At 67.6% G+C, this 24,348-nt stretch carries 22 protein-coding genes; 12 read left to right on the plus strand and 10 right to left on the minus strand.

Features of this window, described 5'->3' with window-relative positions; translation table 11 throughout:
• Positions 1-230: 230 nt before the first annotated feature.
• Positions 231-1,775 carry a methyl-accepting chemotaxis protein gene (locus tag EX20_RS09340; RefSeq protein WP_034193360.1) on the minus strand — a complete coding sequence of 515 codons (1,545 nt, stop codon included), beginning with the start codon at positions 1,773-1,775 and terminating at the stop codon, positions 231-233.
• A gap of 374 nt (positions 1,776-2,149) precedes the next feature.
• Here EX20_RS09340 and EX20_RS09345 point away from each other — a divergent pair, with 374 nt between their 5' ends.
• Complete coding sequence (locus EX20_RS09345) at positions 2,150-2,629, plus strand: 2-thiouracil desulfurase family protein (protein ID WP_051974423.1); 480 nt, start codon at positions 2,150-2,152, stop codon at positions 2,627-2,629.
• Positions 2,630-2,718: 89 nt separating this feature from the next.
• Here the strand turns inward: EX20_RS09345 and pcaF are convergent, their stop codons facing one another.
• Positions 2,719-3,921 (minus strand): 3-oxoadipyl-CoA thiolase, encoded by a 1,203-nt coding sequence (pcaF, locus tag EX20_RS09350; RefSeq protein ID WP_034193361.1) that lies wholly within the window; start codon positions 3,919-3,921, stop codon positions 2,719-2,721.
• 227 nt (positions 3,922-4,148) lie between these two features.
• Here pcaF and EX20_RS09355 point away from each other — a divergent pair, with 227 nt between their 5' ends.
• The gene (locus EX20_RS09355; protein WP_014724100.1) at positions 4,149-4,937 is read left to right on the plus strand and encodes an IclR family transcriptional regulator; all 789 of its coding nucleotides are present in this window, start codon (positions 4,149-4,151) and stop codon (positions 4,935-4,937) included.
• Between the two features lie 96 nt (positions 4,938-5,033).
• Here EX20_RS09355 and EX20_RS09360 read toward each other — a convergent pair whose 3' ends face one another.
• Together EX20_RS09360 and EX20_RS09365 are read right to left on the minus strand one after the other, a co-directional pair.
• The gene (locus EX20_RS09360) at positions 5,034-6,365 is read right to left on the minus strand and encodes an MFS transporter (RefSeq protein ID WP_034193362.1); all 1,332 of its coding nucleotides are present in this window, start codon (positions 6,363-6,365) and stop codon (positions 5,034-5,036) included.
• Between the two features lie 55 nt (positions 6,366-6,420).
• Positions 6,421-7,611, minus strand: coding sequence for a M20 aminoacylase family protein (locus EX20_RS09365; RefSeq protein WP_014724102.1), 1,191 nt, complete (start codon positions 7,609-7,611; stop codon positions 6,421-6,423).
• A gap of 263 nt (positions 7,612-7,874) precedes the next feature.
• Here EX20_RS09365 and EX20_RS09370 point away from each other — a divergent pair, with 263 nt between their 5' ends.
• Complete coding sequence (locus EX20_RS09370; RefSeq protein ID WP_011880946.1) at positions 7,875-8,453, plus strand: peroxidase-related enzyme; 579 nt, start codon at positions 7,875-7,877, stop codon at positions 8,451-8,453.
• A gap of 114 nt (positions 8,454-8,567) precedes the next feature.
• Here the strand turns inward: EX20_RS09370 and EX20_RS09375 are convergent, their stop codons facing one another.
• Both EX20_RS09375 and EX20_RS09380 read right to left on the minus strand, forming a co-directional pair.
• The gene (locus EX20_RS09375) at positions 8,568-9,443 is read right to left on the minus strand and encodes an SDR family NAD(P)-dependent oxidoreductase (RefSeq protein ID WP_034193363.1); all 876 of its coding nucleotides are present in this window, start codon (positions 9,441-9,443) and stop codon (positions 8,568-8,570) included.
• Positions 9,444-9,650: 207 nt separating this feature from the next.
• On the minus strand, positions 9,651-10,229 hold the full coding sequence (locus EX20_RS09380; protein ID WP_034193364.1) for a TetR/AcrR family transcriptional regulator: 579 nt from the start codon (positions 10,227-10,229) through the stop codon (positions 9,651-9,653).
• Positions 10,230-10,433: 204 nt separating this feature from the next.
• Between EX20_RS09380 and zwf the strand changes: the two genes are divergently transcribed.
• Positions 10,434-11,909 (plus strand): glucose-6-phosphate dehydrogenase, encoded by a 1,476-nt coding sequence (gene zwf, locus EX20_RS09385; protein ID WP_011880949.1) that lies wholly within the window; start codon positions 10,434-10,436, stop codon positions 11,907-11,909.
• Between the two features lie 43 nt (positions 11,910-11,952).
• On the opposite strand, the gene EX20_RS09390 is transcribed toward zwf, so the two are convergent.
• On the minus strand, positions 11,953-12,900 hold the full coding sequence (locus EX20_RS09390; protein ID WP_034193365.1) for a LysR family transcriptional regulator: 948 nt from the start codon (positions 12,898-12,900) through the stop codon (positions 11,953-11,955).
• 101 nt (positions 12,901-13,001) lie between these two features.
• On the opposite strand from EX20_RS09390, the gene EX20_RS09395 reads away from it, so the two are divergent.
• From EX20_RS09395 to EX20_RS09415, 5 genes are all read left to right on the plus strand, one after another.
• Complete coding sequence (locus tag EX20_RS09395) at positions 13,002-14,204, plus strand: MFS transporter (RefSeq protein ID WP_034193366.1); 1,203 nt, start codon at positions 13,002-13,004, stop codon at positions 14,202-14,204.
• Positions 14,205-14,234: 30 nt separating this feature from the next.
• The gene (locus EX20_RS09400; RefSeq protein ID WP_034193367.1) at positions 14,235-14,558 is read left to right on the plus strand and encodes a MoaF-related domain-containing protein; all 324 of its coding nucleotides are present in this window, start codon (positions 14,235-14,237) and stop codon (positions 14,556-14,558) included.
• 15 nt (positions 14,559-14,573) lie between these two features.
• Positions 14,574-15,518 carry a TIGR03571 family LLM class oxidoreductase gene (locus tag EX20_RS09405; RefSeq protein WP_034193368.1) on the plus strand — a complete coding sequence of 315 codons (945 nt, stop codon included), beginning with the start codon at positions 14,574-14,576 and terminating at the stop codon, positions 15,516-15,518.
• A 121-nt stretch (positions 15,519-15,639) separates the two neighbouring features.
• Positions 15,640-16,446: a 2,5-didehydrogluconate reductase DkgB gene (dkgB, locus tag EX20_RS09410; RefSeq protein WP_034193369.1), complete on the plus strand. Its 807-nt coding sequence runs from the start codon at positions 15,640-15,642 to the stop codon at positions 16,444-16,446.
• Between the two features lie 64 nt (positions 16,447-16,510).
• Positions 16,511-17,626: an alkene reductase gene (locus EX20_RS09415; RefSeq protein ID WP_034193370.1), complete on the plus strand. Its 1,116-nt coding sequence runs from the start codon at positions 16,511-16,513 to the stop codon at positions 17,624-17,626.
• A 37-nt stretch (positions 17,627-17,663) separates the two neighbouring features.
• On the opposite strand, the gene EX20_RS09420 is transcribed toward EX20_RS09415, so the two are convergent.
• Positions 17,664-18,329, minus strand: a complete 666-nt coding sequence (locus EX20_RS09420; RefSeq protein WP_011880956.1) for an O-methyltransferase — start codon at positions 18,327-18,329, stop codon at positions 17,664-17,666.
• Between the two features lie 92 nt (positions 18,330-18,421).
• Here EX20_RS09420 and EX20_RS09425 point away from each other — a divergent pair, with 92 nt between their 5' ends.
• From EX20_RS09425 to EX20_RS09435, 3 genes are all read left to right on the plus strand, one after another.
• Entirely contained in the window at positions 18,422-19,072 is a 651-nt protein-coding gene (locus EX20_RS09425) for a TetR/AcrR family transcriptional regulator (RefSeq protein WP_014724114.1), read from the plus strand.
• A gap of 402 nt (positions 19,073-19,474) precedes the next feature.
• Positions 19,475-20,863, plus strand: a complete 1,389-nt coding sequence (locus EX20_RS09430; RefSeq protein WP_034193372.1) for an NCS2 family permease — start codon at positions 19,475-19,477, stop codon at positions 20,861-20,863.
• A 196-nt stretch (positions 20,864-21,059) separates the two neighbouring features.
• On the plus strand, positions 21,060-21,653 hold the full coding sequence (locus EX20_RS09435; RefSeq protein ID WP_011880959.1) for a hypothetical protein: 594 nt from the start codon (positions 21,060-21,062) through the stop codon (positions 21,651-21,653).
• Positions 21,654-21,785: 132 nt separating this feature from the next.
• Here EX20_RS09435 and EX20_RS09440 read toward each other — a convergent pair whose 3' ends face one another.
• Positions 21,786-22,436, minus strand: a complete 651-nt coding sequence (locus EX20_RS09440; protein WP_034193440.1) for an ABC transporter ATP-binding protein — start codon at positions 22,434-22,436, stop codon at positions 21,786-21,788.
• Positions 22,437-22,447: 11 nt separating this feature from the next.
• Complete coding sequence (locus EX20_RS09445) at positions 22,448-23,650, minus strand: hypothetical protein (RefSeq protein ID WP_059695108.1); 1,203 nt, start codon at positions 23,648-23,650, stop codon at positions 22,448-22,450.
• Positions 23,651-24,348 lie beyond the last annotated feature (698 nt).

Below are 24,348 nucleotides of genomic sequence, written 5' to 3' on the forward strand. Positions count from 1 at the left end.
CTTTGCCGAATCCTTGATTCATACGTAAATCGAAAAATTCGTCAGGCAAATCGTTCGGAGCCCAATCATCCGATTATTCGATAATCGCCGGTCACGCGAATCGACGAATCGATTCGATATCCAGAATGCGAATCTCTCTCATTTTTCGCACTGGATCGAATCGCATGACCGCGGCCGGAGCGGGCCGACGGCCATACGATGCACATGCACCGGCAAGCGCGCCTGCCCGATCAGCGGAACACGTTCACCGCATCCACCAGCCGCGTCGCCTGCTGCTTCAGGCTCTCCGACGCCGCCGTGCTCTGCTCGACCAGCGCCGCGTTCTGCTGCGTGATGTTGTCCAGATGCACGACCGCCTGATCGACCTGCGCGACGCCCGTGCTTTGCTCGGCCGTCGACGAGCTGATCTCCGCGATCAGGTCCGACACGCGTTTGACCTGCGCGACGATGTCTTCCATCGTCTTGCCCGCGCCGTCTACGATGCGCGAGCCCGACTCGACGCGCTCGACGCTCGCGCCGATCAGCGTCTTGATTTCCTTCGCCGCGTTCGCGCTGCGCTGTGCGAGCGCCCGCACCTCGCCCGCCACCACCGCGAAGCCGCGCCCCTGCTCGCCGGCGCGCGCCGCTTCGACGGCCGCGTTCAGCGCGAGGATGTTGGTCTGGAACGCGATCCCGTCGATCACGCCGATGATGTCGGCGATCTTGCGCGAACTCGCGGTAATGTCGTTCATCGTCATGACGACTTCGCTGACCGCTTGCCCGCCGCGCTCGGCCGCCTCGCTCGCCGACACCGACAGCTGGTTCGCCTGCAGCGCCGTCTCCGCGTTACTCGACACGGTGGCCGTCATCTCGGCCATCGACGCGGCGGTCTCCTGCACGCTCGACGCGGCCTGCTCGGTGCGTGCGCTCAAGTCGTTGTTGCCTTGCGCGATCTCGTTGCTCGCGCGCTGCACGTTGTGCACCTGCTCGCTGACGTCGTCGACCAGCCAGCGGAACATCAGCCCCAACTGGTTGATCGTGCGCAGCGTCATGCCGATCTCGTCGACGCGGTTCATCGCCACGCCGCGGCGGCTTGCGCCGGTCGCGACGTTCAGCGCCTGATCGTGCAGCCGCTTCAGCGGCTGCACGATCTGCGCATCGAGCCACAGCCCGGCGGCCACCGACGCGCCGGCCGTCACGGCCGCAAGCGCCGCCAGCGCGCCGCCACCGAGCCCGCACGCCCAGCCCGTGCCGATCACGACCGGCGCCAGCACGGCCAACGCCGAGTGAACGCGCGCGCGCACCGACATCGTTTGCGGCAGCGAGACGATGCGCATCAGCCCGGTGCGCACGATCAGCCCCTTATGGAAACGGCGGCTGCCGGCCTTGCCTTCGCGGAATGCGCGATACAGCGCCTCGGTGCCCGCGATCTCGTCGCGCGGCGCCTTCGTGCGCACCGACATGTAGCCGTGCGGCGCGCCGTTGCGCATCACCGGCACCGCGTTCGCGCGCACCCAATAGTGGTCGCCGTTGTTGCGGCGATTCTTGACGAGCGCGGTCCACGGCTCGCCGTTCTTCAGCGTCGCCCACATGTCGGCGAACGCTTCCTTCGGCATATCGGGGTGGCGCACGATGTTGTGCGGCTGGCCGACGAGTTCGTCGGTGGAGAAACCGCTCACATACGCAAACGTTGTGTTCGCATATGTGATGATGCTGTCGGCATCGGTCGTCGACATCAGCGTGACGTCGTCGGGGAAATCGAATTCTTGTTGGGTGACGGGCTGGTTGTTGCGCATGGAAGGCTCCGAAGAGCGGGTCCGGGTTGGGGGCCCGCGCGGGCGCGGAATCGCGCTCAGTAGCCGGAAAACGGTTGATCGCTTTACGACGGTATCGTCCCCTGCTGACGGCAACTAGCGGCAAAACCTTAGGCCTGATCGACACAAAATATCGAATTCGACGCTAAATATGATTTCAATCAAACAATCTGGAAATAACCGGCGCCGAGGCGATGCCTAAACGGTGTGCACGCAGCGCCGTCAATGCAGCGGTCCCATCGACCATTGCAAACCGCAAAACGATGCGGACGTGCGCGCAGCGCTCGACGCGAACCTGGAGAACGACCGTGCAGCACACGGAGCAACAAGCGGCCACGCCGAAGATCCTCGTCAGCATGTGCCTGCTCGGGCATCCCGTCCGCTACGACGGCGCAGCCAAGCGCAGCGCGCATGACGCGCTCGCGCGCTGGCAGCGCGACGGGCGGCTGGTGCTCGTCTGCCCGGAGCTCGCCGGCGGGCTGGGCGTGCCGCGGCCGCCCGCCGAGATCGCCGACGGCGCATCGGGCCAGCGCGTGCTCGCCGGCGCCGCACGGATCGTCGACGTGCATGGGACCGATCTGACCGCGCAGTTCGTCTGCGGCGCGCAAGCCGCGCTCGCGCTGGCCCGCGCGCACGATTGCCGCTTCGCGCTGCTCGCGGACGGCAGTCCGTCGTGCGGCAGCCGCTTCATTCATGACGGGAATTTTGCGGGGCGTCGGCATCCGGGCGCCGGCGTGACGGCGGCCTTGCTGCGCGAGCATGGCTTCGAGGTATTCGCGGACACCGAGATCGACGCGCTCACCGCGCGCATCGCGCAGCATTCGCCGGCCGAATGACGATGTGGCCGGCACGCGCGCGTCGTGCCGGCCACATCGTCGAGGAAAGGCTACGCGCGCGGCGGGCCGCGCCGCGCCGCATTGCGCGCTTAGACGCGCTCGATCGCGATCGCGATGCCCTGGCCGACGCCGATGCACATCGTGCACAGCGCGAAGCGGCCGTTGGTGCGATGCAGCTGGTACATCGCGGTCGTCACGAGGCGCGCGCCCGATGCGCCGAGCGGATGGCCGAGCGCGATCGCGCCGCCGTTCGGATTCACGCGCGGATCGTCGTCGGAGACGCCGAGCATGCGCAGCACCGCGAGCCCCTGCGACGCGAACGCCTCGTTCAGCTCGATCACGTCGAACTGGCCGATCGTCATCCCGAGTCGCGCGAGCAGCTTCTGCGTGGCGGGCGCCGGGCCGATGCCCATCACGCGCGGCGCCACGCCGGCCGTCGCGATGCCGAGCACGCGGGCGCGCGGCGTCAGCCCGAAGCGCTTCGCGCTCGCTTCGTTGGCGAGCAGCAGCGCGGCCGCGCCGTCGTTGACGCCCGACGCGTTGCCGGCCGTCACCGAGCCGTCGGGACGCACGACGCCCTTCAGCTTGGCGAGCACGTCGAGCGACGTTTCGCGCGGATGCTCGTCGCGCGAAAACACGACCGGATCGCCCTTCTTCTGCGGAATCGTCACCGGGACGATTTCCGCGGCGAGCGTGCCGTCCTGCTGCGCACGCGCGGCCTTCTGCTGGCTGCGCAGCGCGAACAGATCCTGGTCGGCGCGGCTGACGTTGTAATCGACCGCGACGTTCTCGGCCGTCTCCGGCATCGAATCGACACCGTGCAGCTGCTTCATCAGCGGATTGACGAAGCGCCACCCGATCGTCGTGTCGTAGATGTCGGCCTGGCGCGCGAACGCGCTGGCGGCCTTGCCCATCACGAACGGCGCACGCGTCATGCTTTCGACGCCGCCCGCCACCATCAGCGCGGCCTCGCCCGACTTGATCGCGCGCGCAGCCACGCCGACCGCGTCCATGCCCGATCCGCACAGCCGGTTGATCGTCGAACCGGGCACGCCGTCGGGCAGGCCGGCCAGCAGCGCCGACATGCGCGCGACGTTGCGGTTGTCCTCGCCGGCCTGGTTCGCGCAGCCGTAGATCACGTCGTCGAGCGCCGTCCAGTCGACGTCGCGGTTGCGCTCGACGAGCGCCTTCAGCGGCACCGCGCCGAGGTCGTCGGCACGCACGCCCGACAGCGCGCCGCCGTAACGGCCGATCGGGGTACGGATCGCATCACACAAAAAAGCTTCGGTCATCGGTGTCTCCGGTCTCATGCAACGCTGGGAAATAACTGCAACGCGCCCCTTGCCTTGCCCGCCGGGATGCGCTTAAATGTTCTTTATACGAACATAAGATCGTGTATCGAACGATTTCCGCATCATAGGGAGTGCGGGGATGCGCTGTCAAGCGCGCGCGCCGCGGTGCGGTTGGCGTGCCGGGCCCCATGCGCTATCTTCTCGGCTGCACGACAATCCGACCGTTCATGACCACCGAAGACATCCAGACGAAACCCGGCGACTCCTATGTGCAGTCGTTTGCGCGCGGCCTCGCGGTGATCCGCGCCTTCGATGCGCAGCGCCCCGAGCAGACGCTCACCGAGGTCGCGGCGGCCGCCGGGCTCACGCGCGCGGGCGCGCGCCGCATCCTGCTGACGCTGCAGACGCTCGGTTACGTCGAGGCCGACGGCCGGCTGTTCCGGCTCACGCCGAAGATCCTCGAGCTAGGCTTCGCGTACCTGACGTCGATGCCGTTCTGGAATCTCGCCGATCCGGTGATGGAGCAGTTGTCCGCACAGATCCACGAGAGCTGCTCGGCAGCGGTGCTCGATCGCACCGAGATCGTCTACGTGCTGCGCGTGCCGACCCACAAGATCATGACCATCAACCTGTCGATCGGCAGCCGCCTGCCCGCGTACTGCACGTCGATGGGCCGCGTGCTGTTGTCCGCGCTCGACGATGCGACGCTCGACGACACGCTCGCGCAGAGCAACATTCGCGCGCACACGCCGCGCACACTCACCGACCTCGGCGAACTGAAGGCCGCGATCGCGCAGGTGCGCCAGCAGGGCTGGGCCGTGGTCGACCAGGAGCTCGAGGTCGGGCTGATGTCGATTTCCGCGCCGATCCGCAACCGCCGCGGGCAGGTGATCGCCGCGATGAACATCAGCGGCAACGCGCAGCGGCATACCGCGAAGCAGATGGTGAAGGAGTTTCTGGGGCCGCTGCAGCAGGCGGCGCAGACGGTGTCGGAACTCGTCGCGAGGCGCGGTTAGACGCAATGCGCGCACCTCACGCGCGATGCCGTCCGAACCGAAGACCATCGCACGACATGGCGCGACATCGCGCGGCCCGAGCGGCCGCGCGCCGCCTCAGTCCATCGACTCGCGCGCGGTTTCGCGCAGCATCGCGACCGCGATCAGCGACAGCACCACACAAGCGGCCACATAGCCGGCCGGCGCGAGCTTGCTGCCGGTCGTCTTCACGAGCCAGGTCGCGACCAGTTGCGCGGTGCCGCCGAAAATCGTCACCGCCAGCGCATACGCGATCGAAATGCCGGTCGCGCGCACATGGCGCGGCAGCGATTCGCACATCAGCGCCATTTCCGATGCCGAGCCCAGCGAATAGAACAGCAGCATCAGCGCGGTCAGCGGCAGGATCACCGACAGCGTCGGATGGTGGTTCATCAGCCAGAACGCGGGGAACAGCAGCAGCACCAGCACGCCGCGCCCGACGAAGATCGGCATGCGCCGGCTGCCGAGGCGGTCCGACAGCCAACCGAACAGCGGGCACGTGACGAGCATCACGCAGCCCGACGCGACGCCGACGAACATCGACAGCTTCATCGGCACGCCGAGCGTATGGATCGCATAGGTCGGCATGTAGAAGGTCAGGATGTAGGTCGACACCGTGCCGCCCATCACCGTCAGCATCAGCAGCAGCACCGTGCGCGCGTGCTTCGAGAACAGCTCGCGCAGCACGCCGCGCTCGATCGCGTGGTGGTGGTCGCCCGGCGCGTCGTCGGCGAGGCGGCGGCGCAGGTACATCCCCACCGGCGCGATCAGCAAGCCGGCGAAGAACGGCAGACGCCAGCCCCAGCCTTCGAGCGCGTCCTTCGTCAGCGTGTTCGACAGCAGCGCCGCGAAGCCCGAGCCCATCAGCGCCGCGCCGCCTTGCGTCGCGAGCTGCCAGCTGGCGCGAAACGCGCGGCGCGACGTGCCGCCGTGCTCGATCAGCGTCGACGTCGCCGCGCCGAACTCGCCGCCCTGCGAGAAGCCCTGCATCAGCCGCGCGACGACGATCAGCAGCGGCGCGGCGACGCCGGCCTGCGCGTAGGTCGGCGCGATCGCGATCAGGCCGGTGCCGAGCGCCATCAGCATGATCGTCAGGTTCAGTGCGGCCTTACGGCCCTTGCGGTCCGCATAGACGCCGAGCACGACGCTGCCCAGCGGCCGCGTGAAGAAGCCGGCGGCGAACGTCGCGACCGACAGCAGCAGCGACGTGGTCGGATCGCTCGACGGGAAGAACAGCCTGCCGATCAGCACCGCGAAGAAGCCGTACACGGTGAAGTCGAAGAATTCGAGCCAGTTGCCGATCACCGCCGCCGCGATCGCGCCGCGCTGCGTGACGGCCGGTGCATCGTGCGTGTGGACCGCGGCGGCGCCGGCCGCTCCGGCGTGCAGCGCGAGAGGATCTTTCTGCATCGTTCAATCTCCTGACAATGCGGCCGAAAGCGCCGCGCGGCCACCGCGGCCGGGATCACTGCGCGAGGTAACGCTCGACGAGGCGCGTCCAGAAGGCCGCGCCGATCGGCAGGTTGCGATCGTTGAAGTCGTACTTCGGGTTGTGCACCATGCAGCCGTCTTCGCCTTCGCCGTTGCCGAGCCGCACGAACGAGCCCGGCCGCTGCTGCAGCATGAACGCGAAGTCCTCGCTGCCCATCAGCAGGTCGGCCTGCTCGACGACGTGCGCGTCGCCGACCAGCTCGCGCGCGACCTGCGCCGCGAAGTCCGTTTCGGCGTCCGTATTGACGACGACCGGATAGCCTTCGATGTACTCGACGTCGGCCGTCGCGCCGTAGCTCGCCGCCTGCGTCTCGGCCAGCTCGACGATGCGGCGCTTGAGCAGCGCGCGCACGTCGGGGCTGAACGAACGCACGCTCAGTTCGAGCCGCGCGCCGCTCGGAATCACGTTGTTGGCGGTGCCCGCGTGCATCGAGCCGACCGTGACGACCGCCGGCTGCGACGGATCGACGTTGCGCGCGACGATCGTCTGCAGCGCCATCACGATGCTCGCCGCGACCACCACCGGGTCGACCGTCAGATGCGGGCGCGCCGCATGGCCGCCGACGCCCTCGATCTTGATGATCGCCTTGTCGCCGGCCGACATGAACGGGCCGCGCCGCGTGAGGAACACGCCGGGCGCAGCGCCCGGATGGTTGTGCATGCCGAACACCGCATCGCACGGAAAGCGCTCGAACAGGCCGTCGTCGATCATCTTCTTCGCGCCGCTGTCGACGCCGTGCTCCTCCGCCGGCTGGAAATACAGATGCACCGTGCCGCGGAAGTTGCGCGTCTTCGCGAGCTGCTGCGCGGCGCCGAGCAGCATCGTCGTGTGGCCGTCATGGCCGCATGCGTGCATCTTGCCGTGCGTGCCGCTCGCATACGGCAGGCCGGTGGCCTCGACGATCGGCAGCGCGTCCATGTCCGCGCGGATGCCGATGCTGCGCGCGCCGTCGCCGACGCGCAGCGTGCCGACCACACCCGTCCCGCCGACGCCGCGCGTCACTTGCCAGCCCCACTGCTCGAGCTTGTGCGCGACCAGCGCGGCCGTCTCGTGCTCCTCGTAAGCAAGCTCGGGATGATGGTGGATGTGATGGCGGATCTCGCGCAGCGCGGCGGCTGCGGGCATCAGGTCGTCGATTTCGGTGAAGCGGACATCGGTGGTCATCAAGCGGGCTCCTGCTGAGCGTCTGCGTGTCAGCCCGCACGCGGCGAGCGGCATGCGGGAAAGCGAGCCACTATAACGAGCCGATATCGGTTCAATAAGATGCGGAATTTTTCACCCCGATAAAGTTTATTAATCAGGGTAAACACGGCTCTCGGCGGCCGACACGTGCACGCCGTTGACGCCGCGGCCCAACGGTTTATCGTTCACGTTCCGGCCGGCGGCACGCGCAGCGCGCCCGACCGCGCCACTATCAAGGAGACCCCATGACCGCTGCCGACCACGCGCCCATCAGCCGCTTCCCCGTGCCCGCGCTCGACGATCTGCCCGACGACATTCGCGCACGCATCGCCGCCGTTCAGGAGAAGTCGGGCTTCATCCCGAACGTGTTCGTCACGCTCGCGCATCGCCCGGACGAGTTTCGCGCGTTCTTCGCGTACCACGACGCACTGATGGACAAGCCCGGCAATCTCAGCAAGGCCGAACGGGAGATGATCGTCGTCGCGACCAGCAGCGCGAACCAGTGCCAGTATTGCGTGATCGCGCACGGCGCGATCCTGCGCATCCGCGCGAAGGATCCGCTGATCGCCGACCAGATCGCGACGAACTACCGCAAGGCCGACATCACCGCGCGGCAGAAGGCGATGCTCGACTTCGCGATGAAGGTCTCGCAGGCCGCGCATGAAGTGGGCGAAGCGGACTTCGACACGCTGAAGTCGCACGGCTTCAGCGACGACGACGCGTGGGACATCGCGGCGATCGCCGCGTTCTTCGGCATGTCGAACCGCCTCGCGAACGTGACCAACATGCGCCCGAACGCGCAGTTCTACGCGCTCGGGCGTTGACGGCGCGGGCCGTCGCGGGCGCAGCCTGCCTCGTGCTGCCGCGCCGTTCGCCGCATGCGCCGGCCGGCAGCGGCGCAGCCGCAGAACGCGCGGCCGAAACCCGCGCTTGCCCGCCTACCCGACCTGCTTCAACGTGTGCAGCCCCTCTGGCAGCTTCGCGTCGGGGAACATCGTCGACAACGTCGTATCGCGCCACCGCGCCGCCTCCTGTGCGCGCTGCGTTTCGGCCTGCTCGCAGACGAACAGCGCGTCGGCGCCGAGCAGCAGGCGCAACGGCACGTCGTCGCGGCGCGACAACTCGACGATCAGCGCCGCGATCCGGGCCGGGTCGCCGACTTCGCGGCCGCCATACGAGCCCAGCATGTCCAGCATTTTCCCGACCGACGGCTGATAGTCGGGCAGCAGCGCGTCGACTTCGCGCTTCGCCTGCGCGGCCCACTCGGTTCGCATCCCGCCCGGCTCCAGCGTGCACACGCGCACGCCGAACGGCGCAACTTCCTTCGCGAGCACATCGCTGAACCCGCCGACCGCCCACTTGGCGGCCTGATACGCCGAGAGGCCCGGCGTGGCCGTCCGCCCGCCCACCGACGACACCTGGAAGATGTGGCCCGAACGCTGCGCGCGCATCGTCGGCAGCACCGCGCGCGTGAGGTTGATCACGCCGAACAGGTTCGTGTCGATCTGGTCGCGGAACCGCTCGGCGCTCATCTGCTCGAACGGCGCCGTATGGCCGTAGCCCGCGTTGTTCACCAGCACGTCGATACGACCGAACGCGTCGCGCGCGACAGCGGCCGCATGCGCGGCCGCGGCTTCGTCCGTCACGTCGAGCTCGACCGTTCGCAAGCGGTCGCCGTAACGTTCCGCCAAATCGGCAAGCCGCGCGGGATCGCGCGCCCCGGCCACCAATCGATCGCCCGCCGCCAGCACCGCGCCCGCGATCGAGCGCCCCAGGCCGCGCGCGGCCCCCGTCACAATCCAGACCTTCGACATATTCGACTCCCGTCCAACGTTGAACCGCTCACAATGAATGATTACTCACTCATTAATATCGACGCTACATCGGGCGCTTGCATCCTGTGTCACGCTGCTTGAGCCCGTGTTCGTCCCTGCGGCGGCGTCCGGTCCGAACCGAACCGGGCGCGCCGTATTGCTTCACCCGCACGTTGCGCACGCCGATCCGGCGCGCCGCGCGAGCGCTCACACCGCGTGCAATACCGCCCAGAGCGCGCGAAACCCGGCCTCCCGGTACGCATCGGCCGCGGCCGGCTCGCGCGCGATCGACTCCATCGCCGTTTCGGCGATGGCCGTAAACAACGACGCGCGAAACGCATGCGCATGCTCGGCCTGCAAGCCACCCGACGCGGCGGCGTGCTCGTGCAACAGCGCATGCACCGCGCCGAAGCCTTCGGCGCCTGCCGCACGATGAGCGTCGTCGATACGCCCGCTCACGATCAACTGCTGCAGCGCGCGCCGCCCGTCCGGGTTCGCGACGCCCCACGACACATAGCCGTTCCAGGCATGGCGCATCGCCTGCTCGGCCGATGCCTGCTCCGGAAAGCCGGTCATCATCGCGTCGCGCATGCCGGCCTTCAGGTCGAGATACAGCGCGTTCAGCAATGCATCCTTGCTGTCGAAATAGGTGAACACCGTGCCTTCCGCGACGCCGGCGAGCCGGGCGATGCGCGCCGTCGTCGCACTCGCGCCGTCCTCCGCGAGCGCGCGCGCCGCGGCGGCAAGGATGGCCTCCTGTTTGTCGGGACTGCGGGGACGGGCCACGTTCGGATCCTTTAATGAGTGAGCACTCAATCATAATCAAGACGACGAATGAAACGCAAGCGCTGTTACAAGCGCGCCCACTGCAGACATCCCGCAGCAAAAACGTGCACTATTAGCGTTTCCACGTATCGGCGTGCCAACCCACCGGCGCCGGTGCTTCGATGTCCGTTCCAACGCTCACCCGTTTCAGACCGCGAATCCTCCATGACGAACAAGCCCAACCAGACCGAAGCCGAGCAGCCCGTCGACATGATCATCTTCGGCGGCGGCGGCGACCTGGCCGCCCGCAAACTGCTGCCCGCGCTCTACATGGCGCATCTGCACTGCAACCTGCCGCCGGACACGCGCATCATCGCGGTCGGCCGCCGCGACTGGGGCATCGACGGCTACCGCCAGTTCATGGACGAGCAGTCGCGCCCGTTCATCGACGCGAAGGCGTTCGACGCCGATGCCTGGGCGCGTTTCCTGGACCTCTTCAAGTACGTGCTGATCGACGTGAACGCGCCGCAGGACTACGCGCGGCTCGGCGAAGCGGCGCGTAGCGACGCGATCCGCGTGTTCTACCTGTCGACGTCGCCGGAGCTGTTCACGACGATCTGCGACAACCTGTCGGCCGCGCATCTGGTCGATGCGCGCTCGCGCGTCGTCCTCGAAAAGCCGCTCGGCCACGACCTCGCATCGGCGCAGGCGATCAACGATGCAGTCGGCAAGCATTTCGCGGAATCGCAGATCTACCGGATCGACCATTACCTCGGCAAGGAGACGGTGCAGAACCTGATGGTGCTGCGCTTCGGCAATCCGATCTTCGGGCCGCTGTGGCAGGCGCCGAGCATCCGCAGCGTGCAGATCACGGTCGCGGAAACGGTCGGCGTGGGCAGCCGCGCGGGCTTCTACGACCACACCGGCGCGCTGCGCGACATGGTGCAGAACCACCTGCTGCAGCTGCTGTGCATCGTCGCGATGGAGCCGCCCGTGTCGCTCGACCCGGACGCGGTGCGCGACGAGAAGCTCAAGGTGCTGCGCTCGCTGCGGCCGATGGCGCTGTCGGACGTCGCGCGCGACACGGTGCGCGGCCAGTACACGGCCGGCGCCGTCGACGGCCAGCCGGTCAAGGGCTATCTCGAGGAAGACAACGTGCCGGCCGACAGCCACGCCGAGACGTTCGTGGCGCTGCGCGCGTACGTCAACAACTGGCGCTGGGCGAACGTGCCGTTCTTCCTGCGCACCGGCAAGCGGCTGCAGCGCCGCCAGTCGGAGATCGTGATCGAATTCGCGGACATGCCGTTCTCGATCATCCCGAGCGGCCCGCGCCACTACAGCAACCGCCTCGTGATCCAGCTGCAGCCGGAGGAATCGATCCAGCTGCAGATGCTCGCGAAGGAACCGGGCAGCGGAATGAAGATGGTGCCCGTGAGCCTGAACCTCGACCTGCAGCAGGCGATTCCGGAACGGCGCGCGGAAGCATACGAGCGGCTGCTGATCGACGTGATCCGCGGCCGCCTCACGCACTTCATGCGCCGCGACGAGCTCGAAGCCGCGTGGTCGTGGGTCGAGCCCATCCTCGACGGCTGGAAGCAGCTCGGCGACCGCCCGCGCCTCTATACGGCCGGCACGTTCGGGCCGGCCGCGTCGTCGGCGCTGCTCGCGCGCGACAACATGTCGTGGTCCGAAGAGGCGTAAGCCGCCCGCCGGCAGGCCCGCCGCGCACGCGCGCGGCGCGCCGTCACAGCGGCCCCATCCAGGCGGCCTTGCGCCGCGCGGGCGCTTCGCTGCCGGTGCCGCTGCCGCCGCGCAGCGCATCGATCAGGTAATCGACGAACGACGCGATCCGCGACGAAATCGCGGTGTTGCGGTAATACACCGCATTGATCGGCTGGTCGACGTCGAGCGTGTGGCGCGTCAGCACCTGCACGAGCCGCCCGGCCTCGCGATCCTGCGCGGTCATGAAGTCCGACAGGCAGACGATGCCCGCGCCGTCGAGCGCGAGCTGTCGCAGCGTCTCGCCGCTCGACGACCAGATCGCCGGCTCGATGCGGGCCGGCTCGCCGTCCGCGCCGAGGATCGGCCACACGTTCAGCGATTCCGGCTGCGTGAAGCCGAGCAGCGTGTGCTTGCGCAGCTCGTCGGCCTTGCGCGGCTGCCCATGCGCGTCGAGGTACGCGGGGCTCGCGAGCATCCGCAGCCGGCTGTTGCCGATGCGCCGGCTGTGCAGCGTCGAATCCTTGAGCCGGCCGATCCGGATCGCGACGTCGGTGCGCCGCTCGAGCAGGTCGATGATCCCCTCGTTGCTGTTCAACTCCAGTTCGACCTTCGGAAAGCGTTCGCGGTAGCCGCGCACGAGCGGCACGATCACGTGCAGCATGAACGGCGTCGCCGCGTCGACGCGTAAGCGCCCCGACGGCATCTCGCGCCGCGCGAGCATCTGCTCCTCGGCATTCTCGACGGACTCGATGATCGCGCGCGCGTCCTGCAGGAACGCCCGCCCTTCCTCGGTCAGTTCGAGCCGGCGCGTGGTCCGGCGCAGCAGCGTGGTCTTGAGCTTCTCCTCGAGCCGCGCGAGCGTACGGCTCGCGGCCGACACGGTCAGGTCGAGCCGCTGCGCGGCAGCGGTGATCGAGCCGGTGTCGACCATGGCAGCAAAGGCCTGGAGTTCGTCGAGCGTGATCTTCATTATTGATCTCAAATCAAAACAATTTGGTTTATAGACGAGTTTTTCCGCAAAAGTAAAGCCGGCACACTGCGATCCGTCCTCACCGGAACCAGGATCCCGTCATGCCACTCGCCCTACTTGCGCTGACCATCAGCGCGTTTGCCATCGGCACCACCGAGTTCGTGATCGTCGGGCTGATCCCGACCATCGGCGCCGATCTCGGCGTCAGCCTGCCGTCGGCCGGCCTGCTCGTCAGCCTCTATGCCTTGAGCGTCGCGATCGGCGCGCCGCTGCTCACCGCGCTCACCGCCCGCGTGCCGCGCAAGACGCTGCTCGCCGCGCTGATGGCGCTGTTCACGATCGGCAATCTCGTCGCGTGGCAGGCGCCCGGCTACGAATCGCTGATCGTCGCGCGCATCCTCACCGGCCTCGCGCACGGCGTGTTCTTCTCGGTCGGCTCGATCATCGCGACCACGCTGGTGCCGAAGGAGAAGGCCGCCAGCGCGATCGCGACGATGTTCAGCGGGATGACCGTCGCGTTCGTCGCGGGCATTCCGCTCGGCACCTTCATCGGCCAGCACTTCGGCTGGCGCGCGACGTTCCTGATCGTCGCGCTGTTCGGCGTCGTCGCGTTCGCGGGCGCGGTGGCGTTCGTGCCGCGCGGCCTGCCGCAGACGGCGCCCGCGCCGCTCGCCCGCCAGTTCCGCGTGCTCGCGCAGCCGCGCCTGCTGCTCGTCTATGCGATGACGGCGGTCGGCTACGGCGGTTCGCTGATCGCATTCACCTACATGGCGCCGCTGCTCGAACGGATCGCCGGCTTCACGCCGTCGCAGATCAGCCTCGTGCTGGTCGGCTACGGCGTGTCGGTCGCGTTCGGCAACGTGTGGGGCGGCAAGCTCGCCGACCGCGTCGGCCCCGTCGGCGCGCTCAAGCGGATCTTCCTGCTGCTCGCCGTCGTGCTGCTCGCGCTGACCTTCACCGTGCACGTGAAATGGCTCGCGGTGCTGACGATGCTCGCGTGGGGCGCGGTCGCGTTCGGCAACGTGCCGGGCCTGCAGGTGTACGTCGTCAAGCAGGCGCGCCACTTCGCGCCGGACGCCACCGACGTCGCCTCGGGCTTCAACATCGCCGCGTTCAACCTCGGCGTCGCGGGCGGCTCGTCGCTCGGCGGGCTGATCGTCGCGAACGTGGGCCTCGGCCATACGCCGTGGATCGCCGCGCTGGTCACGCTCGGCGCGTTCGCGCTGACCGCGCTCAGCGGCCGCCTCGACCGCAGCGCCGGGCTGCCGGAACGCACGGCCGAACCCGTCGAACTCGCCCATTGAACGTCACCCTTTTTGCAGGAGCGACCCAGCATGAATGCATCGACCCGACGGCCGCCGTTCGCCGGCAAGACGTTCGAAGTCCGTTACGACGGCCTGACCGCCCTCAACGCCTATGACGAAGACGGCCGCCACATGCGCTACGCGATCACCGAAGGCCCGTACGCGGGTGCGACGGGCGAAGTCGAATACACGTGGCAGCCCGTCGCCGCCGACACCTGCGCGATCGCGTGGCAGGAAGCCGATCGCGCGACCGTCGTGCACATCGACGATTTCGCGGCCGGCACGTCGCGCACGTTCTTCACCGCGGCGTCGCTCGATTTCCACCGGCTCGACGGCAGCCTGCGCGCGGTCTGAACGGAGACGTCCATCATGTCCACGTCACTTCAAGCGCTCGCCGCCGGCTGCTTCAGCATCGGCATCGAGCTGCCGCTCGACAACGACTGGTCGCCGGCCGGCGACGCGAAGCGCCAGCACGACGGCCGCCGCCCCGGCGTGCCGGATCTGGCCAGGCACGCGGAACTCGCGCGACTGGCCGACACGCTCGGCTTCCGCGCGCTCTGGGTGCGCGACGTGCCGGTGTACGACCCGTCGTTCGGCGATGCCGCGCAGGTGTTCGAGGCGTTCTCGTATCTCGGCTACCTCGCGGGCATCACGCGCGACATCCTGCTCGGCACGGCGGCCGTCGTGCTGCCGCTGCGCGAGCCGCTGCTGACGCTCAAATCGGCCGCGACGATCGACGCGCTGAGCGGCGGCCGCCTGCTGCTCGGCGTCGCGAGCGGCGACCGGCCGGTCGAATATCCGCTGTTCGGCCGCGATTTCGCGTCGCGCGGCGCGAATTTCCGCGCACAGATCGCGTTGCTGCGCGACGGCGCGCGCGGCCACCTGCCGCCGGGGCTCGAGGTCCTGCCGCACGTCGCCGCGCCGCTGCCGCTGCTCGTCGCGGGCCTCGCGCAGCAGACCCCCGCGTGGATCGGCGAACACCTGGACGGCTGCCTCGCGTACCCCGGCACGCCGGACGACCACCGGCAGCGCGCCGCGAACTGGCGCGCGGTGGCCGGCAACAAGCCGTACGTGAGCTTCATCCACCTCGATCTCGCCGAGGACCCGCACGAACCGCTGCAGCGCCACCGCTTCGGCGCGCGCGCCGGGCGCATCGCGCTGGCCGAGGAACTCGCGGCGATGCGCGACGCAGGCGTGCAGCACATCGGGCTGCACTTCCGGCGCAACCGCCGGCCGCTCGACGAGACAATGTCCGAGATCGCGACGCACGTGCTGCCCGCGTTCCATGCGCCCGCAACGACCCGCGCCGCATAGCGCCGCACGATCCTTGATCTGAAATCAAATATTTTTGACCTCTGACGGCGTTTATCTCATCAGTTGCACCCGCCAGAATGACCCCATACCGCAACCGTTCCACCTCTTCCAGGAGCACACGATGAGCAAGATTCCCGCATTCGGCCTCGGCACGTTCCGACTGCAGGGCCAGGTCGTCATCGACTCGGTCCGCAACGGCCTCGAGCTCGGCTATCGCGCGATCGACACCGCGCAGATCTACGGCAACGAAGCGGAAGTCGGCGCGGCGATCGCGGCATCGGGCGTGCGTCGCGAGGACCTGTTCGTCACGACCAAGATCTGGGTCGACAACTACGCGCCGGACAAGCTCGCGGCGAGCCTCGAGGACAGCCTGCGCAAGCTGCGCACCGACTACGTCGACCTGACATTGATCCACTGGCCGGCGCCCGACAACGGCGTGTCGGTCGACGCGTTCATGACCGCGCTGGCCGACGCGAAGGCGAAGGGCCTCACGCGCGAGATCGGCGTGTCGAACTTCAACATCGCGCTGACGAAGGAAGCGATCGCGGCCGTCGGCAGCGACGCGATCGCGACGAACCAGATCGAGCTGAGCCCGTATCTGCAGAACCGCAAGCTCGTCGAGTTTCTGCAGAGCGAAGGCATCCACGTGACGTCGTACATGACGCTCGCCTACGGCAAGGTGCTCGGCGACCCGGTGCTCGACGCGATCGCGCGACGCCACCGCGCGACGCCGGCGCAGGTCGCGCTCGCGTGGGCGCTGCAGCTCGGCTACTCCGTCATTCCGTCGTCGACCAAGCGCGAGCATCTCGCGAGCAACCTGCTCGCGCAGACGCTGCGCCTGACCGACGAAGACCTCGCGCAGATCGCCACGCTCGAGCGCAACGGCCGCGAAGTGGATCCGGCCGGCCTCGCGCCGCAGTGGGACTGAGCGCGCCCATCCGTCGATCGACCCATCCGCGGCCAGCCGGCCGCGGCACTCAAAGGACACCAGCATGAACCACGACCCGCTGTTCCAACCGCTGCAATTCGGCGCGCTGACGCTGCCGAACCGTATCGTGATGCCGCCGATGACGCGCTCACGCGCGACCCAGCCCGGCGACGAAGCGAACGAACTGATGGCCGAGTATTACGCGCAACGCGCGAGCGCCGGCCTGATCGTCAGCGAAGGCACCTACATCGCGCCGCTCGGCAAGGGCTACGCGTGGACGCCCGGCATTCATACGCGCTCGCAGGTCGCCGGCTGGCGCAAGGTGACCGACGCCGTGCATGCCGCGCACGGCCGCATCTTCGCGCAGCTGTGGCACGTCGGCCGCCTGAGCCACACGAGCCTGCTCGGCGGCGCGCAGCCGGTGTCGTCGTCGCCGCTCCAGGCGAAAGGCGTGAACGTGTTCATCGCCGGCGACGACGGCAGCACGCCGGGCTTCGTGCAGGCGTCCGAGCCGCGCGCGCTGACGGTCGCCGAGATCGGCGAGATCGTCGCGCAATACCGCGCCGCCGCGCGCAACGCGATGGAAGCCGGCTTCGACGGCGTCGAGCTGCACGGCGCGAACGGCTACCTCGTGAACCAGTTCATCGACTCGAACGCGAACACGCGCACCGACGCGTACGGCGGCTCGCTGGAGAACCGTCTGCGCTTCCTGCGCGAGGTCGCGCAGGCGCTGATCGAAGGCACCGGCGACGCGTCGCGCGTCGGCATCCGCCTCGCGCCGCTGACCACGCTGAACGGTTGCGTCGACGACGATCCCGAAACGACCTACCTCGCGGCCGCGACGCTGCTCGGCGAACTGGGCGTCGGCTATCTGCACATCGCCGAAGCCGACTGGGACGACGCGCCGCTGATGCCGCCGGCATTCAAGCAGAAGCTGCGCGCAGCGTTCGGCGGCGTGCTGATCTATGCGGGCAAGTACACCGCCGAGCGCGCACGCGAAGCGATCGCCGCCGGCTGGGCCGACCTCATCGCCTTCGGCCGCCCGTTCGTCGCGAACCCCGACCTGCCCGAACGCCTGCGCAGCGGCGCCGCGCTCGCGCCGCACGATCGCAACACGCTGTTCGGCGGCGGCGCCAAGGGCCTCACCGACTACCCGGCGCTCGCGCAGGCTTGCGCGTGAACGTGAAAGTGAGCGCCCGCGCGATGGCGCGCCGATGTCAGACGAGCCGCATCGACAGCTCGACGTCGGCGCCGAACGGCACCGACAGGTAGCCGTTCGCCGGCGCGCGCACGTAGTCGAGGTAGTCGGGGCTGTGCTCGGCGTTGTCGGCGACGATGAATGCGCCGCGCCGCAGCCGCGGCTCGACGCGCGCGAGTATCTCCGGATACAGCGCCTTCGCGCCGTCGAGCAGCAGCAGGTCGACGGTGGCCGGCAGGTCGGTCGCGAGCGTCTGCAGCGCATCGCCTGCGCGGATCTCGACCAGATCCGCGAGCCCGGCCGCCGCGAGGTTCGCGCTCGCGCGCGCCACCTTCGACGCCTCGAATTCGCTCGTGATCACGCGGCCGCCGCCGTTGTCGCGCAGCGCGGCCGCCAGATGCAGCGTCGAGATGCCGAACGACGTGCCGAACTCGACGATCGAGCGCGCGCCGCAACCGCGCGCGAGCATGTACAGCAGCGTGCCCGTCTCGCGCGACACCGCGAGCGGATAGTCCTTCAGACCTGCATAGAAATCGGCGTAATCGGTCTTGCTGCGCATCAGCCGCGCCAGCTCGTCGCGCGACACGCCGGCGAACGCCGGGTCCGACGCGGGCGACGACGCGTCGGCTTCGTCGAACAGGCGCGCGAGCAGCGATGCGAGCGGATCTTGAATCAGGGTGGTCATGCAAATCTCCGGGTCAGGTTGAGCGCGTCAGGGCGCCCGACTAGAATATGACGAACTATTCACGTTTTACTATTCGCATTCCCGGAGCCGCCATGACCGACCGCCGCACCACCCGGATCGCCTCACGCAGACTGCCTCGGCAGGCCCGCTCGACCCAACTCGTCGACGCCGTGCTGCAGGCCGCTGTTCAGGTTCTGGCGGCCGAAGGCGCGCAGCGCTTCACGATGGCGCGCGTCGCCGAGCGGGCCGGCGTGAGCGTCGGCTCGCTGTATCAGTACTTCCCGAACAAGGCCGCCGTGCTGTTCCGCCTGCAGCACGACGAATGGCGGCAAACCTCCGGCATGCTGTGCGCGATGCTGCAGGACGGCGCGAAGACGCCGCTCGAGCGCCTGCGCACTGCCGTCCATGCGTTCGTGCGCTCGGAGTGCGACGAGGCGCCGATGCGCACCGCACTCGACGACGCCGCGCCGCTCTATCGCGATGCGCCCGAGGCGCGCGAACTGAAAGCCGAAAGCGAGCGCGTGTTCGGCGCGTTCATGCGCGAAGCGCTGCCGGACGTGCCGGACGCCGCGCGCACGCTCGCGGGCGACCTGATCGTGACCACGCTCACGGCGGGCGGCAAGGCGTTTTCCGAGACCGAACGCAGCGCGGCCGAGATCGACGCGTACTCGAACGCGATGGCCGACATGTTCTGCGCATATCTCGAGCATCTGGTCCGTGGCGCGCATCCCGCGCGCGACTGAGGCAGCGCGGCCGCGCTGCGCTGCCGCTGCAGTGCCACTGCCGCCCATCCCGCCTACGAATAGTCGCCTTAACGGATTCGAACTAGGCGTATACGCGCGTTTCTCGTCGACGAAGCCCCGCGGCACGCGGATATAAGCGCGCCGACATGCGCTGCATGCCGTTCCTCCAATGGGACGCGCCGGGCCGTTCGCCTAACCTTCGCTACGGCAAAGCACGCGGACCGGGTCCACCTCGCCGCGCGTGGTGCGACGCGACGCACGCGCGCCGGTTGGCGCGCGGCCGGCGACACCCGCCGCGCATCATGCGTGCGCACGACGATGCCGATCATTCCAACCAGATTCGAGACACCCTGACGACGGTCCGCCGCGGCCGTTTCAGCATGCTGATAAAGGAGCAAGCTCATGAGTGATACCCCGGTGCAGCCGACGGTCGGCGTCGGCGCGGAAGAAACGGACTTCGGCACCAAGGGAGTCATCGACCGGTACTTCGACATCTCGTCGCGCGGCAGCACGCAGCGCCGCGAAATCGTCGCGGGCGTGACCACGTTCCTCGCGATGGTCTATTCGGTGTTCGTCGTGCCCGGCATGTTGGGCAAGGCCGGTTTCGACACGAGCGCCGTGTTCGTCGCGGTCTGCCTGACCACGGCGTTCGGCTCGCTGCTGATGGGCCTGTGGGCGAAGCTGCCGATCGCCATCGGCTGCGCGATCTCGCTGACCGCATTCACAGCGTTCGGCCTCGTGCTCGGCAAGGGCCTGCACCCGAGCGTCGCGCTCGGCGCCGTGTTCGTGATGGGCGTCGTGTTCACCGGCATCTCGGTCACCGGCGTGCGCTCGTGGATCCTGCGCAATCTGCCCGCGGGCGTCGCGCACGGCACCGGGATCGGCATCGGCCTGTTCCTGCTGCTGATCGCGTCGAACGACGTCGGCCTCGTCGTGAAGAATCCGGGCGCGGGGCTGCCGGTGTCGCTCGGCCAGATCACCGCGTTCCCGGCGATCATGTCGATCGTCGGGCTCGCCGCGATCTTCGGGCTCGAGAAGCGGCGCGTGCCGGGCGGCATCCTGCTCGTGGTGGTGGCCGTGTCGGCGATTGGCCTCGCGTTCGATCCCGCGGTGAAGTACCGCGGCATCTTCGCGCTGCCGTCGCTCAGTGCGCCGGGCCACGCGTCGCTGATCGGCGCGATGGACATCAAGGGCGCGCTGTCGATGGCCGTGCTGCCGAGCGTGCTGGCGCTCGTGATGACCGCCGTGTTCGACGCGACGGGCACGATTCGCGCGGTGGCGGGACAAGCCGGCCAGCTCGATGCGCACGGCCGCATCGTCAACGGCGGCCGCGCGCTGACCGCCGATTCGGTCAGCTCGATCTTCTCCGGCTTCCTCGGCGGCGCACCGGCGGCGGCCTACATCGAGTCGAGCGTCGGCGTGGCCGCCGGCGCGAAGACGGGCCTCGCGGCAGCGGTGGTCGGCGTGCTGTTTCTCGTCGTGATGTTCTTCTCGCCGCTCGCGGCGCTCGTGCCGTCGTATGCGACGGCGCCCGCGCTGATGTACGTCGGCCTGCTGATGCTCGGCAGCGTGAACAAGCTGCACATGGACGACGTCGTCGACGCGATGTCGGGCCTCGTGTGCGCCGTCTTCATCGTGCTGACCGCGAACATCGTGACGGGCATCATGCTCGGCTTTTCGACGCTCGTGATCGGCCGCGTCGCGAGCGGCGAATGGCGCAAGCTGAACGTCGGCACCGTGCTGATCGCGGCCGTGCTCGTGACGTTCTATCTCGGCGGCTGGGCGATCTGAAGCCGGTGCGCAGCGGGACGGGAATGTTTGCGTTCACGCTCACCGGCGAGCGCTCTGCAGGCCCGGAAGCGGATGTTTCCAGGCTTTTTTGCCCGTACGGGCGTGGTGCTTCGCAGATGCGGCGAGCGCGTGCTGGCGCGTCGAATCACGATTGCGCACGCGGTGCTACGATCGCGCTTTGTGTTCCGGAACCGTCATGAATCCGTTCGGTATCGTCTCCGAATCAGATACGCGGACCGCGCCGCGCAAGCCGCCGTTCATCCCGTCGTTCGGCTTCGTCGAAACGCACGAATCGCAGCCGATCGACGCGCCGTCGGCTCGCATCATCGATGCCGTCGCCGCGCTCGACATGCGCGCCGATCCGGTGATCGATGCGCTGCTCGCCGTGCGCGAAGCGCCGGCGGCCGTCGCTCGTTTGGTGGGCCGCCGCAGCGGCGGCGCTGCGCGTGAACGCTTCGGCTTCGATACGTTCACGCTGCTGCATCGCGACGATACGTCGCTGTCGCTTGGCCTCGTCGGCCGCTTCTGGCGTCCGACGCCCGACGTCCGGCCAATCGACGACGCCGCGGCGTTCGTGCGGCACGCCGATCCCCACGACGCGAAGCTGGTGCTCAGGTTCGAGGTCGTCGGGCTGCCGAGCGGCGCGCGGTTCTTGCGCACGGAAACCTTCGTTCATTGCCCGAGCAAGCGCACGCGCGCGCTGTTCGTGCCGTACTGGCTCGCGATCCGGCTCGCGAGCGGCTGGATTCGGCGGCGGACGCTCGCGGCTGTGGAGCTTGCGGTGGGGTGAGGTGGATAGATAGCGTTGGATCAAGGGGGGCGGTTGGGCCGCCACCCGTCATCGGCAGGCTGCTTCTGCTTCTCTCACTCCGGTTGCCCAGCGGAAACGAACCATAGGCACCGAAACCATCGGGTATTGAGATTACTGACTGAACGGCTGAACCGGCGCGCTATCCGACCTACCGAGATCGGCAAAATTGAGCGTCCTGGCACCGCAGCCTTCTACCAGCTTGGGATCGTGGCTCGAAAAGAACACGACTCGATCTTTCGCCAGCGTGCGGAACAAGTCCATCAGGACACCGCGCGCAGCGGCGTCGAGCCCGTCGCCAGGTTCGTCCGCCACTACGACTGAGGATTCCCCTAGCGTGATGGCGCTCAAATAAATCTTCTTGCGGGTGCCGAGTGACATCTGTTCAAAACGCTTTTCCAGGTGCGACGCCAACCCGAAGCGATGTGCCAGATCGAGAGTGTCGCGACCGACTACCGTCCTTTTGATCGAGGCGACGAATTCGAGAAACTCGCGTCCAGTCTGGAACGGATACGCCATGCAGTCGTCCGGCACGTATGCTAGTGAAGACTTTGCCTTGAGCGGCGCGTCACGTAGTGAATGACCATTGATCCACACGTTACCTTCGTCGGCATCGATGGTCCCGGCGAGGATGCCAAGCAGCGTCGACTTGCCGCTGCCGTTCTCATCACAAAGCGCCACGCACCCTGCCCCGGTCACGTGGTGCAGCCCTTGGAATACGACGTACTCACCATAGCGCTTGCTGATGTTTTCGATTCGAAGCATTGTGAAGTCCATCAGATGAAGATTTGCCATGCGGCGACGATCCAGCTCACGGCGAGTGTTACGCCGAGCAAAACGGATTCTCTCGGAGCATAGCGTTGTGGCAAGCGCAGCAGCGCAAGCAGAGGCGCGCCTGCCGATACGATCGCAACGGCGACGTGGACCGACAGGGCTCCGTGCGCTACCAGAAGCACCGGCGCGACGGCGGCAAATGGCAGTGCGAGCATGACGACCGTCAGTACATCCGCACGAACCTGCACCATCGAGCCTAGCGGGAGCGATCGCACAAAATGGGCCGCCCGAACGTGACTCGCACGCAAATCGCGATAGGTCGTTGACGCGATCAGCGCGATCACGGCCTGTGCGATCAGCGTCAACGGCACGGCGCGCGTGTCGAAACCCCAAAGGTCAACCATGTAACAGGTAGAAGCGGCGACCGCGCCCATGACTGCGCAGCGGCTGACGGTCTCTGCGAAGTGACGCCCTAGAATACCGAGCTGCAGGTTGACGAAAACCGGAAGCCGATGTGCCGTATTTGCGGACATGCGACCGACTACTCGACGCCACGTCGGACCAAACTGCCTCGCACGCGGAGAGGATGCCGCAGGCGCATGGGCCAACGCGAACGCAGCAAGGATCAGCGACGCTGCTAGCAGTAGCGTCCGCACGGCGTTATCCGTCTGCAGCGCGCCGATCAGAACGAGATTGGCAACCACCAACGGAATTCCGTTACTGATATTGCGCGACAACGCGGCCAATTGCCATCCAAGCGTAATCATCGTCAGAGCGATAACGTACAGATAGTTCGAGGCCTTATCCGGCAAATAAGCGAACGCGATCGCTGCGGAAATGACGGGGAACAGCAGCGGCGTACTGGCAATCAGCACGACGGCTGCATCGAGGGCACGGCGATGCCGATCAGAAACAGGCAACGATTTGACGAAGACGGCAAACGGGCCGCCGCTAATGGCCGTACGTTGGATTAGCACCCAAAGCATGCCGATGGCTTCGAGCATATGCACCCAGACGAACCGCCATTCGAAGCCATGCTCCGGGGCCAAAGGTGCGAGTACCGGCGCACCCAGGAGGCGGGACTGTGCGAATACGGGCATTGTGGGCAGCAGCAGCAGGACAGTAAGGGATAGCGCCTGCCAGTGCCTATGCAGCACCCGGGCCGTCGCCAGTACGTACCAACGCAATCGCCACGAAAGCATCATTCTTATTCCCGTAATGCGCCACGCGGCCCCGCATGATCGAAGCGGTATCCTGCCATGTCGGCCGGCACGGCACAACTCGTACGCCACTGCCGCGCAGGCTGGATGAGCGTCGGGCAACTGTGTCGAAGGAAGCATATGGGGCGTTTGTCGGAATAGCGCATATAGGTTGGATCCGCAGCCACTTTGAGCATTCACCGATGTCCGCGCGGGTGTCGCGGATGAGAGCGGATAACGCCCTATACCGGGCTGTTAAACTGGCCGGCACCGGCGAACTCTCACTCCATGACTACTCTCGAACGAAACCGCCCATTGGCCGCATCCGAGATGTCTCTCGCTCGTTGGATGCTTGAGCACGGTGAGCCGAAGGCGCGAGATTTTTTGGAACAACTCGCAGAGGCCGAGGTTACGCCATGGCGCTGTCCTTGCGGCTGTGGGTCCATCAATTTCCAGATCAAGGGCCGCGACCCTGCGCCTCCCGGCGTACACGTCCTCGGCGATTTTATTTTCGGTCCACACGATGAAGCAGCCGGGATATTCATATTCGAGAGCGGCGGTTTGCTGAGTGGTATCGAGGTCTACGGGCTGGCAGGCAATGCTCCTGCAGAACTCCCCCGAGAAGATGCGCTTCGGCCTTTCTCTCCCAGTGGCGGCGAGTCATCGTAGATGCTGGGCCGAAGGATAGCTACACAAGTGGCGCG

The sequence above is a fragment of the Burkholderia sp. WP42 genome, assembly GCF_000745665.1.
In the GTDB taxonomy this organism is placed as follows: domain Bacteria; phylum Pseudomonadota; class Gammaproteobacteria; order Burkholderiales; family Burkholderiaceae; genus Burkholderia; species Burkholderia vietnamiensis.

What these genes read in the sequence shown, in the direction of transcription:
- EX20_RS09340 (WP_034193360.1), bottom strand. Translation starts at nt 1,775, where the DNA reads ATGCGCAACAACCAGCCCGTCACCCAACAAGAATTCGATTTCCCCGAC.
- EX20_RS09345 (WP_051974423.1), top strand. Translation starts at nt 2,150, where the DNA reads ATGTGCCTGCTCGGGCATCCCGTCCGCTACGACGGCGCAGCCAAGCGC.
- pcaF (WP_034193361.1), bottom strand. Translation starts at nt 3,921, where the DNA reads ATGACCGAAGCTTTTTTGTGTGATGCGATCCGTACCCCGATCGGCCGT.
- EX20_RS09355 (WP_014724100.1), top strand. Translation starts at nt 4,149, where the DNA reads ATGACCACCGAAGACATCCAGACGAAACCCGGCGACTCCTATGTGCAG.
- EX20_RS09360 (WP_034193362.1), bottom strand. Translation starts at nt 6,365, where the DNA reads ATGCAGAAAGATCCTCTCGCGCTGCACGCCGGAGCGGCCGGCGCCGCC.
- EX20_RS09365 (WP_014724102.1), bottom strand. Translation starts at nt 7,611, where the DNA reads ATGACCACCGATGTCCGCTTCACCGAAATCGACGACCTGATGCCCGCA.
- EX20_RS09370 (WP_011880946.1), top strand. Translation starts at nt 7,875, where the DNA reads ATGACCGCTGCCGACCACGCGCCCATCAGCCGCTTCCCCGTGCCCGCG.
- EX20_RS09375 (WP_034193363.1), bottom strand. Translation starts at nt 9,443, where the DNA reads ATGTCGAAGGTCTGGATTGTGACGGGGGCCGCGCGCGGCCTGGGGCGC.
- zwf (WP_011880949.1), top strand. Translation starts at nt 10,434, where the DNA reads ATGACGAACAAGCCCAACCAGACCGAAGCCGAGCAGCCCGTCGACATG.
- EX20_RS09390 (WP_034193365.1), bottom strand. Translation starts at nt 12,900, where the DNA reads ATGAAGATCACGCTCGACGAACTCCAGGCCTTTGCTGCCATGGTCGAC.
- EX20_RS09395 (WP_034193366.1), top strand. Translation starts at nt 13,002, where the DNA reads ATGCCACTCGCCCTACTTGCGCTGACCATCAGCGCGTTTGCCATCGGC.
- EX20_RS09400 (WP_034193367.1), top strand. Translation starts at nt 14,235, where the DNA reads ATGAATGCATCGACCCGACGGCCGCCGTTCGCCGGCAAGACGTTCGAA.
- EX20_RS09405 (WP_034193368.1), top strand. Translation starts at nt 14,574, where the DNA reads ATGTCCACGTCACTTCAAGCGCTCGCCGCCGGCTGCTTCAGCATCGGC.
- dkgB (WP_034193369.1), top strand. Translation starts at nt 15,640, where the DNA reads ATGAGCAAGATTCCCGCATTCGGCCTCGGCACGTTCCGACTGCAGGGC.
- EX20_RS09415 (WP_034193370.1), top strand. Translation starts at nt 16,511, where the DNA reads ATGAACCACGACCCGCTGTTCCAACCGCTGCAATTCGGCGCGCTGACG.
- EX20_RS09420 (WP_011880956.1), bottom strand. Translation starts at nt 18,329, where the DNA reads ATGACCACCCTGATTCAAGATCCGCTCGCATCGCTGCTCGCGCGCCTG.
- EX20_RS09425 (WP_014724114.1), top strand. Translation starts at nt 18,422, where the DNA reads ATGACCGACCGCCGCACCACCCGGATCGCCTCACGCAGACTGCCTCGG.
- EX20_RS09430 (WP_034193372.1), top strand. Translation starts at nt 19,475, where the DNA reads ATGAGTGATACCCCGGTGCAGCCGACGGTCGGCGTCGGCGCGGAAGAA.
- EX20_RS09435 (WP_011880959.1), top strand. Translation starts at nt 21,060, where the DNA reads ATGAATCCGTTCGGTATCGTCTCCGAATCAGATACGCGGACCGCGCCG.
- EX20_RS09440 (WP_034193440.1), bottom strand. Translation starts at nt 22,436, where the DNA reads ATGCTTCGAATCGAAAACATCAGCAAGCGCTATGGTGAGTACGTCGTA.
- EX20_RS09445 (WP_059695108.1), bottom strand. Translation starts at nt 23,650, where the DNA reads ATGATGCTTTCGTGGCGATTGCGTTGGTACGTACTGGCGACGGCCCGG.